A 1,483-nucleotide genomic window follows, 5' to 3' on the forward strand; every position below is an offset into this window, starting at 1 on the left:
TTGATTTCGTACCGGGCGATCACCGTTCCGCCTTCATTGTCCTTGATCAACTTGGCTTCGATGTTGAACGGGACTTCCTTGCCGGCGGTGAACTCGTTCAGCTTGATCGAGTCGGTGTACTCACCGGTGATCGAACCGATCCAGAACATGAACACTTCATCGCCGGCGACCGTTTCGGTGTACGGCACCGTCAGGGTGGTACCGGCAGTGTCGGCGGGCAGGACGCCGTCGACCACCCCGGCCACGACCGGTTCGGGCAGTTCCAGGCGTGGTTCGCCGACTCGCAGGATCTCGGTGTGAATCGACTCGCGAACGGCCCGGGTGGCCTCGAACGGGTCCAGTGTGGCGAGCACCGCAGCGGCGATCAGTTGCTGGTAATAGAACTCGGCCGTGCCACCGTTGACCGGGGTCAGATGCTTGCCGTCAATCTTGTGCTGCAACGGTTTCGCCTCGACGATGTCGTTGTGGGTGATGGGGCGCGTGGGCAGGTCAGGCAGGTAGGGCTTGAGGCCTGGCGTGGTGCCGAGCATGACTATCTTGAGGACCTGGCCTTCGACAAAGGATTTGTCGAAGGGAATCTCGAGACTGATTTGCAGCAGTGTCGGGTCCAGCGCCCCGGAGTTCTCGTCCAGCATGATCGGCGCGGCCAGCCGCTGGATTTCGCCGATGGCGCGAATGAACTGGCTTTTGGAGCGTAAATCGGCAGAGGCATCGGCTTTTTCCAGGCGGTAGGACAAGGTGATCTGCGACTTGGCCAACTGGCGCAGCACGGCGTTGGGCGCCTTGGTTTCAATAATGCTTGGCAGGCTTGTCAACTTCACGCCTTCTGAAGGTTCCCAGTCAATCGGCGGCCCTTCGACGGGGGTGCCCTTGATCCTGATGAAGACAATGTCACCGACTTTGAACTTGCTCGTATCTGTGGCGATTATCTGCACGGTGCCATCGGCATCGCCCAGCTTGTCGACGTCCAGCACGTTGTTCAGCGTTTCCCTGAGCAACGGCGCGACCAGCCGAGTCGCATCAACCGCCACCGGCACACGCTGCTCGGGGCTCCAGTCCTCGGAGCGGTTGAATACGCAGTCGAATACCTCGAACACCACGGCCACGCCGGGAGAGTCCGCATCACCGGCCTCGCGGATGACGGCTTCGGTGATGGTCACGATGTTCGGCGCTTTGCCTTCAGCCTGTTCCGGGGTCAGCGGCTCACTGAACACGAAAACGCCACCCCAGCTGATGCGTATAACATCGCCCGCCGCGGCAAAGGGATAAGGCGGCGTGCCATCGTTGTTGCCAATGGTGATCGGCACGCCCTCGGCCACGTTGTCCTGGTCGATACCGCCGTCAACAATCTCTTGGGGAATCGTCATGATCAGCTTGGAATGCCCACTGTCATCGTTGTCATCGTGCCCGCCCGGGCGAGTGAGCTTGACCTGCACCTGCATGACTTCGGAGGGTTGATCCGTGCCGCCCAAGGGCTTGACCG

Annotated in this window: 1 pseudogene; it reads right to left on the bottom strand. The window is 60.8% G+C overall.

From position 1 onward, the window contains the following. Positions 1-1,483: pseudogene (locus HU755_RS26890) on the bottom strand (hypothetical protein); the annotation flags it as partial.

The organism is Pseudomonas sp. SWRI111, from assembly GCF_014268555.1.
Taxonomy (GTDB): domain Bacteria; phylum Pseudomonadota; class Gammaproteobacteria; order Pseudomonadales; family Pseudomonadaceae; genus Aquipseudomonas; species Aquipseudomonas hamedanensis.